Below are 10360 nucleotides of genomic sequence, written 5' to 3' on the forward strand. Positions count from 1 at the left end.
CTCGGCCGTGCCGTAGCCGACGAGCACCGCACCGGACCCGGCCTGCTCCTCCTCGCGGTACTGCCCGGCACCGGCGAGCTCGTCTGCAACCGGCTCGTCGGCCGTGGGCGGCTGCGAACTGGCGGTGGCGTCCCCGGCCACGCTGATCAGCGGCTTGCCGACCTCGACCACGTCGCCCACCGCGCCGTGCAGCGTGTGGACGGTCCCGGCATACGGGCAAGGCACCTCGACCGTCGCCTTCGCCGTCTCGACGACCACGACGTGTTGGTCGACCACGACCTGGTCGCCCTCGGCGACCTGCCACTCGATGATCTCCGCCTCGGTCAGTCCCTCGCCGAGGTCCGGTAGCCGGAAGACCTGCTCGCTCACGCCGGGGCCCCCGCGAAGTGTCGGAGCGCAGCGGAGAACTTTGTGGGGTGGGTCATGCAGCTCCTCCTCGTGCGCTGTCGAGCCAGCGGGTGTCCGGCTCGTCGTCCCACTGCAGCCGGGCGACGGCGTCCAGGACCCGGTCGACGCCGGGCAGGTAGGTGTGCTCGAGTTTCGGTGCGGGGTAAGGGATGTCCAGTCCGCTCACTCGGAGCACCGGCGCGGCGAGCGAGTGGAAGCAGCGCTCCTGCACGCGGGCGGCGACCTCGGCTCCCACACCCGCGAACCCGTGCGACTCGGTGACCACGACACAGCGCCCGGTGCGCCGCACCGACCGTGCGACCGTGTCGTCATCGAACGGCGTGATCGTCCGCAGGTCCACCACCTCGACGTCCCAGCCCTCCTCGCGAGCTGCGTCGGCGGCCTTGAGCGCGACCGGCACCGAGGGCCCGTAGGCGATCAGCGTCACGTCGGTGCCTTCCCGCCGCACGGCCGCGCGGCCGAACGGGAGGGGCTGACCCGGCGTCTGCACCTCGCCCTTGGCCCAGTAGAGCGCCTTGGGTTCCATGAAGACCACGGGGTCGGGGTCCTCGATCGCCTGTCGCAGCAACCCGTAGGCGTCGGCGGGTGTGGACGGGCTGACCACCTTCAGGCCCGGGGTGTGCGCGTAGTAGGCCTCGCTCGAGTCGCTGTGGTGCTCCACGCCGCCGATGCCCCCGGCGTAGGGGAAGCGGATGACCATCGGGAGCTGCACCGCGCCCGCGGTGCGGTTGCGCATCTTCGCGACGTGCGACACGACCTGCTCGAACGCGGGATAGCCGAACGCGTCGAACTGCATCTCCACGACCGGGCGGAAGCCGGCCATGCACATCCCGACGGCGAACCCCACGATGCCCGACTCCGCGAGGGGGGTGTCGAAGCAGCGCTCCTCGCCGAAGTCGCGGGTCAACCCGTCGGTGATGCGGAAGACGCCGCCGAGAGTGCCGACGTCCTCCCCGAAGACGACGACGTCGTCGTCCTGCGTGATGGCGTCCCGCAGCGCGGTGTTGAGCGCCTGCGCCATCGTCAGGGTGGTCATTCCTGCTCCTCCTGCTCGGCGGCGATCTCCTGCGCGACCATGTAGCGCTGCTCGACCAGCTCGGGGGTCGGCTCGGCGAAGACGTTGTCGAACAACGACATCGGGTCGACCTGGGGGTCGGCGTTCATCCGGTCGCGCAACGCCGTGGCAAACGCCTCCGCCTCGGCGGTGACCTCCTCGACCCGGGCGTCGTCGACCAGGCCCTCCGAGCGCAACCAGGCCTCGAGCCGTGCGATCGGGTCGCGGGTCAACCAGTCGGTGACCTCGTCGGCCTCGCGATAGCGGGTCGCGTCGTCGGCGTTGGTGTGCGCGTCGAGCCGGTAGGTGTGCGCCTCGATGAGGAAGGGTCCCCCGCCGTCGCGCGCGCGCTGCACGGCGTGGTTCACCACGGCAAGCACCGCCATCGCGTCGTTGCCGTCGACCTGCTCGGACGGCACTCCGTAGCCGATTCCCTTGTAGGCCAGCGACGGTGCCTTGGTCTGTTTCGAGAGCGGCACGCTGATGGCGTACTTGTTGTTCTGCACGAAGAACACGACCGGCGCGTTGAAGACGGCGGCGAAGTTGAGGGCCTCGTGGAAGTCACCCTCGCTGGTCGCGCCGTCGCCGATGAACCCGAGCGCCACCGTGTCCCGTCCCCGTCGGGCCTCGCCGTGCGCGACGCCGGCCGCGTGGATCAACTGGGTGGCGAGCGGGGTGCACTGCGCCGCGGTGTGGCGGGCGATGGGGTCGTAGCCGCAGTGGGCGTCGCCGCGCAGCAGGGTCAGGGTCTCGACGGGGTCGATGTCGCGCGTGATCAGCGCGACCGAGTCGCGGTAGGTGGGGAACACCCAGTCGTCGGGACGCAGCGCCATGACGGCTCCGACCTGGCAGGCCTCCTGTCCGCGGGAGGAGGGGTAGACCGCCAGCCGCCCCTGCTTGGTCAGCGCCGTCGACTGCACGTCGAAGCGTCGACCGACCACCATCCGCCGCCACGTCTCGACCAGCTGCTCGGCGGTGGGTTGCGCATAACCGCGCCCACCCTCACCACCGGGCACCCGGCGCCCGGTCGCGTCCACGAACTGCACCGGCTCCGGGCACGGGAGCAGGCTGGCCACCAGCCCGGCAGCGTGAGGATCGGTGGTGTGGGTCGATTCCTTCTGGGCCGTCATCGAGGACCAACCTCCGGGACGTGGGCACGGTTCAGCGCGCGCGGCAGGACGCCGCCCGAGCTGCCATCGTCCCTCCCGCGAGATGGTTGACACAAGAACAGCCAAGAAGCCAAGACGTTTGGTTGAATGGAAGCGTGATGGACGACAAGACGTCTCAGCCAACTCCCCGCCCGGCCCCCACGTCCGGACATCCGGCCCGGCCCCTGGACGAGGCGGATCGACAGATGGTGGCCGAGCTGGCGAGGGACGGGCGCCTCTCGGTGCGCGCCCTGGCGGAGCGCCTGCACATCTCGCGTGCCAACACCTACGCCCGCCTCGAGCGACTGCGCACCGACGGCGTGATCACCGGCTTCACGGCCCGGATCAGCGCCGAACGCGCCGGCCTGGCCACCTCGGCCTACGTCAGCGTCTCCATCGAGCAGAACGCCTGGCGCGACGTGTCAGCGCGGCTGCGCGAACTGCCCTTCGTCGACCACATCGCCTTGGTCGGCGCGGAGTTCGACGCCCTGGTGCAGGTGCGCGCACCCGACAACGCCGCCCTGCGGGACGTGGTGCTCGAGCAGATCCAAGGAGTCCCGGGGGTCAAGGCGACCCGCACATGGCTGGTCTTCGAGGAGTTCGACGGGCGGGGCGCCGACTGGTCCTGAGTCCCGTTGCCGCAGCTCCTTCGCGCAGGAGCCGCGGCGGTGTCGGCGCCGCCCGGTGCTCCCTCAGACCGTCGGCTGGGCGTTGGACTTGTCGATCTTCTTCTGCAGGTCCTTGGGCAGGTGGCCGGCGGACCTGTTGTAGAAGTCGGCGGCCTTCTTGGTCGTCAGCAGGCGCGCGAGTCCGACCACGGCGCCGGAGAACATGGCGAAGGCCAGCGCTTCCTTCCACTCCACCTCAGGGTCCTCCGGGTTGGCCGGTGGCTCGTTGCCGGTGGCCACCTTCCAACCGGTCACGGTGACCTTTCTCGCGAGGATCCCGGCGAGGATCGCGCCCCCCGTGCCCAGCACCTTCCAGACCAGTGAACCCACGGCATACCTCCCAGAGTCGGATGTGCTTCTCGCACCTGAGCCTGCCACGGCGAAGGCCGGGGAGCCAGTTGATGGGAACGGTCTACACTGTTCAGCAGAACGACAGGGGAGCGCCATGAAGCGCTGAGAGTGCGGACCGACCGCAGACCCTCGAACCTGATCCGGTTAGTACCGGTGGAGGAAGTCGAGTCTCGAACCCCACGAAGGACCGGAGCCCCGGCCTGCGTGGGGAACCCCTCCTTGAAGCACAGGAGGATGCATGAACCCCATCAACCACCGGGTGTCGCTGGCGCTGGCCGGCACACTCACGCTCGCGCTGTCCGCCTGCTCGCTCTCGAGCGGCGAACCGTCGTCGTCACCGGCCTCGACCGCGGCGGGCTCCACCCAGGGCACGCCGTCCTCGGGGCACGCCAAGGGCACCGTGGTGCTCGTGACCCACGACTCCTTCGTGGCGCCGAAGAAGACACTCGAAGCGTTCACCAAGCAGACTGGCTACCAGGTCGAGGTGCGCAAGAACGGTGACGCCGGCGAGCTGACCAACAAGCTGGTGCTGACCAAGGACTCGCCGCTCGGTGACGCCGTCTTCGGCATCGACAACACGTTCGCGTCGCGCGCGGTGGACGCGGGTGTCCTCTCCGACCACACGCCGACGAACCCGCCGGCCGGGATGGCCCCGTTCGCACTGCCCGACCCGAAGGCGGCGAGGCAGCTGACGCCGGTCGACTACGGCGACGTGTGCGTCAACATCGACGACCGGTGGTTTGCCAAGAAGGGCATCAACCCGCCGAAGACGCTGGACGACCTGACCAAGCCGGCTTACAAGAACCTCTTCGTCACGCCGGGTGCCGCCACGTCCTCACCGGGCCTGGCGTTCCTGCTCGCCACGATCGGCAAGTACGGCGAGCAGGGGTGGCAGGACTACTGGAAGAAGCTGATGGCCAACGGGACCAGGATCACCCAGGGCTGGTCCGACGCCTACTCGGTCGACTTCTCCGGCGGCGAGGGCAAGGGCAGTCGCCCCATCGTGCTGTCGTATGCGTCGTCGCCGCCGTTCACGATCCCGAAGGGCGGTGACAAGCCGACCACCAGTGCCCTGCTCGACACCTGCTTCCGCCAGATCGAGTATGCCGGGGTCCTCAAGGGCGCGAAGAACCCCGCCGGCGCGGCCGCGCTGGTCGACTTCCTCGTGAGCCCGACATTCCAGAAGACGGTCCCCGACAACATGTACGTCTACCCCGTCAACGACTCGGTGAGCCTCCCGCCGCTGTGGGCCAAGTGGGCCAAGGTCGCGAAGCACCCCTTCACGGTCGCACCGAAGAAGATCGCCAAGGACCGTCGGGCCTGGCTCGAGCAGTGGTCAGAGATCGCCACCGGCTGACCTTGAGCCGTTCTGGATGGGGCGCGAAGGCCGGCCTGGTGGGGCTGGCGCTGGTGCCGGTCGTCTTCCTCGCCATCTTCTTCGTCCTGCCGGTCGCGGGCATGGTCGGGCGCGGCCTCCAGAGCGATGGCGCCTGGGACCTGGGCGGCATCGGTGAGGTGCTCGGCCGTGGCCGCACGCTGCGCATCCTGTGGTTCACCCTGTGGATGGCATTGGCCGGCACCGCCTTCACCACCGTGCTGGGCCTGCCGGTCGCCTACACGCTCTACCGGCTGTCGCTCCCCGGCCGCCGCCTGCTGCGGGCACTGGTGGTCATGCCGTTCGTGCTGCCGACCGTGGTGGTCGGGGTCGCCTTCCGCACCCTGCTGGCGGCCGGGGGACCGCTCGGTTTCCTCGGCCTGGACGGCAGCTGGGCCGCGATCCTCGCCGCGCTCGTCTTCTTCAACCTGGCGGTGGTGGTCCGCACGGTGGGCGGAGTCTGGGAGGGTTTGGACCCGCGGGCCGAGGAGTCGGCGGCGGCCCTCGGCGCCTCGCCCTGGCGGGTGTTCCGCACGGTCACGCTGCCGGCGTTGACCCCGGCCATCACCTCGGCTGCCACCATCGTGTTCCTCTTCTGCTCCACCGCCTTCGGGGTGGTGTTGACGCTCGGGGGGCTGCGCTACGGCACGATCGAGACCGAGATCTACATCCTCACCACGCAGTTCCTTGACCTGAGGGCTGCGGCGGTGCTGTCCATCGTGCAACTCCTCGCCGTGGTCGCCATCCTCTTCGTGGCAGGGGCGGCTCGCACCCACCGCGAACGAGCGATGCCGCGGACCTCCCTGCTCAGTGGGCTGCGCCGTCCACACCGGGGCGACCTGACGGCACTGGCGCTGACCGGCTTGGTGCTGGTGTTCGTCGCGTTGCCCCTCGTGACCCTCGTCGCCCGTTCGCTCCAGGTGGGCGACGGCTGGGGCCTGGCGAACTACCGCAACCTCGGCACCACGGGGTCGGGAGACGCACTGGTGGTGCCGGTCTGGACCGCGCTGGACAACTCGTGGCGCACCGCCGTGGACGCCACCCTCATCGCCGTCGTCCTCGGGCTCATCGTGTCGATCATCGTGTCGCGCCGGGCGCGCTCCGCATGGGGCAGGCGCGTGATCGCGACGATGGACGGTGTCTTCATGGTGCCGCTCGGGATCTCCGCAGTGACAGTCGGTTTCGGCTTCCTCATCACCTTGAACCGGCCGCCTCTCGACCTGCGTACCTCCGCGGTGCTGGTCCCCATCGCGCAGGCCATGGTGGCGCTGCCGCTGGTGGTCCGCACCCTGGTGCCGGTGCTCCGCTCGATCGACGACCGGCTGCGTCAGGCCGCGGCGGCGCTGGGCGCGTCGCCGCTGCGTGCGGTGCTCACCGTGGACGTCCCGATCGTATGGCGGCCGCTGCTGGCCGCGACCGGGTTCGCCTTCGCCGTGTCCCTGGGGGAGTTCGGCGCGACCAGCTTCCTGGCGCGGCCGGACCGGCCGACTCTGCCGGTCGTCATCTACGGCCTCATCTCCCGCCCGGGCGCGGAGAACTTCGGGATGGCGCTCGCCGCCTCGGTCATCCTCAGCGCCGTGACGGTCGCGCTGATGGGCCTGGTCGAGAGGCTGCGCGTCGGATCGATGGGATCCTTCTGATGATGGCCACCTCGGAGACGGAGCGAGACGGACTCGTGGTCCGTGACGCGAGCGTGCGCTTCGGCACGACCAGCGCGGTCGACCACGTCCACCTCGCACTGCGGTCCGGGGACGTCCTCGCAGTCCTCGGACCGTCGGGCTGCGGCAAGTCCACCCTGTTGCGGGCCATCGCCGGCCTCGAGGTCCTCGACTCCGGCAGCGTCGTCTTCGACGGGCAGGACCTGGCGGGAGTGCCGACGTACAGGCGTGGCTTCGCCCTGATGTTCCAGGACGGGCAGCTCTTCACCCACCAGTCGGTGGCCGGCAACGTCGGCTACGCCTTGCGGTTGCAGGGGATCGGCCGGTCCCGGCTGCGCAGGCGCGTGCGCGAGCTACTCGAGCTGGTCGGGCTGCCCGGATACGAAGATCGCAGGCCCGCGACGCTGTCCGGTGGCGAGCAGCAACGGGTCGCCCTCGCGCGCTCCCTGGCGGCCGAACCCCGGCTGTTGCTCCTCGACGAACCGTTGTCGGCGCTGGACCGGTCGCTGCGGGAGCGCCTCGCGAACGACCTGCGCCGGATCCTCACCGAGACCAAGACGACGACCCTGCTCGTGACCCACGACCACGACGAGGCCTTCACCGTGGCCGACCGGATGGCCGTGATGCGCGCCGGCCAGCTGGTGCAGGACGGGCCGACGGTCGAGGTCTGGCGCAACCCGGCGGACGCGGACGTGGCGCGGTTCCTCGGCTACGCGACAGTGCTGACCGGACCGGCCGCCATACGCCTGCTGTCACTGTCCGGCGGACGCCGCAGCGCTGGGCCGGATCCCGCCCAACCACAGGTGAACACGCCGGATGCCGGGACGTCTGAGGGCCTGCAGGTTGCCGTCCGGAGGTCCGCGGTGAGGGTCGACCCGGCAGGTGAGCTCGGGGGCGTCGTGGAGTCGGTCTCGGCGGCCCGCGACACCATGCGGATCACCGTCGAGGTGGAGGGGCTCGGGGCCCTGGCGGGAGTGGCCGGCCTCGACGAACGGTTCGAGACCGGCCAGCGGGTCCGCCTGACCGTCGACCCGGCCGGGCTGGCCGTCCTCCCGCCCCGCTGACCCGCCTTCCCGGCTGCCTTTGCTCCCTTCAAACCGGTTTCGAGCGCGGCCGGAGCGGTCTCAACTGAGCAAAGCGCGTCGGGCCAACCCGGCATGCGGGCAGTCAGTGCTCGAACAGGCCCTTGATGTCGTCGGCCGACAGGGGCGCGGCGAGCAGCGGGTCGCCGTCCATGACCTGGGTGAACAGGCCCATCTTGCGCGCCTTGAGGTCCATGACCTTCTCCTCGATCGTCTCGGTGGAGACGAGGCGATAGACCATGACCGTGCGCTCCTGGCCGATCCGGTGCGCACGGTCGACGGCCTGCGCCTCGGCGGCGGGGTTCCACCACGGGTCCATGACGAAGCAGTAGTCGGCTTCGGTGAGGTTGAGCCCGAAGCCGCCCGCCTTGAGGCTGATCAGGAACACCGGCGCCTCACCCGACTTGAAGCCCTCGATCACCTCGCCGCGGTGCCGGGTGGAGCCGTCGAGGTAGGCGTAGGCGATCCCCTCCGCTTCGAGCCGTCGCCGCACGAGCCCGAGGAAGCCGGTGAACTGGCTGAAGACCAGGGCGCGGTGCCCCTCGCTGACGACCTCCTCGAGCTGTTCGAGCAGCGCATCCACCTTGCTCGAGCGCACACCGACGTAGTCCTGGTCGATCAGCTCGGGAGCCAGGGCGAGCTGTCGCAACAGGGTGAGCGACCGGAAGATCGCGAAGCGGTTCCCCGCCATGTCGTCGATCAGGCCGAGGATCTTGGCCCGCTCGCGCTGCAGGTGGGTCTGGTAGATCCGCCGGTGGTGCGCGTTGAGCGGGACCTCGAGGACCTGCTCCTGCTTGGGCGGCAGCTCGGCGACGACCTGCTCCTTGCGCCGTCGCCGCATCAGGGGGCGGATCCGCCGGCGCAGGGTGTCCAGCCGGTCAGGGTCGGTGCCACGCTCGATCGGCCGGGCGAACAGATCGGTGAAACGTTGCGGGTTGGGGAAGAGCCCCGGCGCCGTGACCGACAACAGGGACCACAGCTCCATCAGGTTGTTCTCGAGCGGCGTGCCCGTGATCGCCAGCTTGAACGGCGCCGGCAACCGGCGCGCGCACTGGTGGACCTTGGACTGGTGGTTCTTGACGAACTGCGCCTCGTCGAGGATCAGGGCGCCCCACGGCAGCTCGGCGTAGGCGTCGTAGTCGAGCCGCAACAGCGCGTATGACGTGACCACCACCTGCGCGTCGCCGACGTGCTCCGCCAGGCTGGTGCGGCGCTTGCGCGACGTCTCGGTCACCGTCGCCACCCGCAGGGTCGGTGCGAACCGGGCGGCCTCGTGAGCCCAGCCCGAGACCACGCTCGTCGGTGCCACCACGAGGAAGGGCGACGGCGGCTTCTCCGACTCGAAGGCGCGCAGCGCCATCGCCAGCGTCTGCACCGTCTTGCCCAGGCCCATGTCGTCGGCGAGGATGCCGCCGAGCTCGTGGTCGTGCAGGAAGCTCAGCCAGTGGTAGCCCTCGCGCTGGTAGGGACGCAGCTCCGCCTCCAGACCTGCTGGGTCGGGTGGTGGGGCGACCTGGTCGATCTCGAGCAGCCCCTGCACGGTGCTGTCCCACCGACGACTCTGCGAGTCGACCACCCCGAGGGCGACCAGCTCCTCCCAGAACCCGGCCTGGTAGCTGCTGATCCGCAGCCCGTCGGACTCGCGGTCCTGCAGCTCGCGGGCTTCCTCGATCAGCTCGCGCAGCTGCTGCAGCTCGGGCCGGTCGATCCGCAACCAGGTGCCGCTGTCCAGCAGCAGGTGGCTCTCGCCGCGGGCCAGCGCGGTGAACAGGGGCACCAACGGCATCTGCTCACCGTCGACCGTGACCATCACGCCGAGGTCGAACCAGTCGGCGTCGTCCCGGGAGTCGGTGGTCGACACCGAGATCAGTGGCGCCGAGTCGGTGAAGCGGTAGTCCTGCGGGGTGCCGACGACCTCCACCAGCAGGTCGTCTCGCTCCTGCAGAGCCGGGAGCACGTCCTCGGTGAAGACCGCGGTGTTGAGCCCGCTGAGTCGGACCCGTGGCACGAGGGCCGGCTGGCCGGTCACGTTGGTGACCAGCTGCGGCAGCCGGTCGGAGGGCAGGTCCAGTCCGTCGAGCAGGGCCTGTTCGGTCTTCCGGTCACGGGCAGCGATCGCCTTGGCCGGACCGTGCAGCGGGACCCGCGCGACGTCCTCGCCCACGGTGTAGGCGAACTCCCAGTCGAGGCTGACGTGGTGGTCCTCCGCGTAGGTGGCGGTCAGGGCGAGCCGAGGCGGCCGGATCTCGGGCAGCTGCACGGTCTCGTCCGACGACGCCACCCGCAGCGCCTGCCGCAGTGCCGGGTAGTACTTCTGCAGGAACCGCCCCAGGTCGGAGGCGGGGATGTCGATGCGGCGCCCGTCATAGAGCAACCGGGAGACCTCGCCGGTGGCCGGACGGTCGAGCCGGCAGAGCAGCAGGGCGCCCGGGCTGACCAGCCGTCCGGCGCCCAGCTCGTCCGAGCCCTCCACGAAGAACCCGTGGGCGGGACGCCCCATGAACTGCACCGCGCCGGCGGCCAGGACCGCACCCTCCAGCGTGACGACCGGCTCGACGACGGTGTCGCCGTCGGGCCGACGCCGCAGGTCGAGCGACGCCTGGGCGGGGCCGGCAG

At 70.4% G+C, this 10360-nt stretch carries 9 protein-coding genes and 1 riboswitch; of the genes, 4 read left to right on the forward strand and 5 right to left on the reverse strand.

What is annotated here, in order from left to right:
• The 3 genes from FRW57_RS11205 to pdhA all read right to left on the reverse strand — a co-directional run.
• Window positions 1–369: biotin/lipoyl-containing protein (locus tag FRW57_RS11205; RefSeq protein WP_338055366.1), on the reverse strand; the 369-nt coding region annotated here is incomplete at its 3' end.
• Window positions 370–421: 52 nt separating this feature from the next.
• Window positions 422–1444 (reverse strand): alpha-ketoacid dehydrogenase subunit beta, encoded by a 1023-nt coding sequence (locus tag FRW57_RS11210; protein ID WP_152186019.1) that lies wholly within the window; start codon window positions 1442–1444, stop codon window positions 422–424.
• Window positions 1441–2592, reverse strand: coding sequence for a pyruvate dehydrogenase (acetyl-transferring) E1 component subunit alpha (gene pdhA / locus FRW57_RS11215; RefSeq protein ID WP_152186020.1), 1152 nt, complete (start codon window positions 2590–2592; stop codon window positions 1441–1443). Before pdhA ends, FRW57_RS11210 begins: the two co-directional genes overlap by 4 nt.
• Before the next feature lie 137 nt (window positions 2593–2729).
• On the opposite strand from pdhA, the gene FRW57_RS11220 reads away from it, so the two are divergent.
• Window positions 2730–3239: an Lrp/AsnC family transcriptional regulator gene (locus FRW57_RS11220; protein ID WP_137119706.1), complete on the forward strand. Its 510-nt coding sequence runs from the start codon at window positions 2730–2732 to the stop codon at window positions 3237–3239.
• Window positions 3240–3302: 63 nt separating this feature from the next.
• Here the strand turns inward: FRW57_RS11220 and FRW57_RS11225 are convergent, their stop codons facing one another.
• Window positions 3303–3608 (reverse strand): DUF4235 domain-containing protein, encoded by a 306-nt coding sequence (locus FRW57_RS11225; protein WP_137119707.1) that lies wholly within the window; start codon window positions 3606–3608, stop codon window positions 3303–3305.
• A gap of 94 nt (window positions 3609–3702) precedes the next feature.
• A riboswitch (TPP riboswitch) is annotated at window positions 3703–3808 on the forward strand.
• A gap of 59 nt (window positions 3809–3867) precedes the next feature.
• On the opposite strand from FRW57_RS11225, the gene FRW57_RS11230 reads away from it, so the two are divergent.
• The 3 genes from FRW57_RS11230 to FRW57_RS11240 are packed head-to-tail and all read left to right on the forward strand — an operon-like array spanning window position 3868 to window position 7726.
• A complete protein-coding gene (locus FRW57_RS11230; protein WP_137119708.1) occupies window positions 3868–4986 on the forward strand; it encodes a thiamine ABC transporter substrate-binding protein in 1119 nt (372 codons plus the stop codon).
• Between the two features lie 2 nt (window positions 4987–4988).
• Complete coding sequence (locus FRW57_RS11235; RefSeq protein ID WP_338016626.1) at window positions 4989–6644, forward strand: ABC transporter permease; 1656 nt, start codon at window positions 4989–4991, stop codon at window positions 6642–6644.
• Window positions 6644–7726, forward strand: a complete 1083-nt coding sequence (locus FRW57_RS11240) for an ABC transporter ATP-binding protein (protein WP_238384437.1) — start codon at window positions 6644–6646, stop codon at window positions 7724–7726. Before FRW57_RS11235 ends, FRW57_RS11240 begins: the two co-directional genes overlap by 1 nt.
• Before the next feature lie 103 nt (window positions 7727–7829).
• Here the strand turns inward: FRW57_RS11240 and FRW57_RS11245 are convergent.
• A partial coding sequence (locus tag FRW57_RS11245) for a DEAD/DEAH box helicase (RefSeq protein WP_152186021.1) occupies window positions 7830–10360 on the reverse strand: 2531 nt, incomplete at its 5' end.

The organism is Segeticoccus rhizosphaerae, from assembly GCF_009192725.1.
In the GTDB taxonomy this organism is placed as follows: Bacteria; Actinomycetota; Actinomycetes; order Actinomycetales; family Dermatophilaceae; genus Segeticoccus; species Segeticoccus rhizosphaerae.